Source organism: Megasphaera sp. AF13-6AC (genome assembly GCF_027685385.1).
Lineage (GTDB): Bacteria > Bacillota > Negativicutes > Veillonellales > Megasphaeraceae > Megasphaera > Megasphaera micronuciformis.
In genome coordinates this window covers 1-255 of the sequence record NZ_JAQCUN010000110.1, presented here as the reverse complement: position 1 = coordinate 255, position 255 = coordinate 1, and the positions used below count along the sequence as shown (strand labels likewise).

The window sequence follows — 255 nt, the reverse complement described above, 5'->3', positions numbered from 1 at the left end:
TACGATAGAAAATAATCTGACCGCCGGTCCTTTCGTTCACTTCAGACCGAAAACCCATATTGAAGACCATGTAAAAGTGGGGAACTTTATGGAAGTCAAGAATTCACATATCGGTGAAGGAACGAAATTACCGCATCTCAGCTATATCGGTGACAGCGATGTGGGGGCCGGTGTCAATATCGGCTGCGGCACGATTACGGTTAACTATGACGGCAAGGTTAAACATCGCACGACTATCGGTAACCACGCTTTTGT

At 46.3% G+C, this 255-nt stretch carries 1 pseudogene; it reads left to right on the top strand.

Annotation, left to right across the window (positions count from 1 at the left end):
* A pseudogene (gene glmU / locus PGX78_RS06455) lies at positions 1–255 on the top strand (bifunctional UDP-N-acetylglucosamine diphosphorylase/glucosamine-1-phosphate N-acetyltransferase GlmU); the annotation flags it as partial.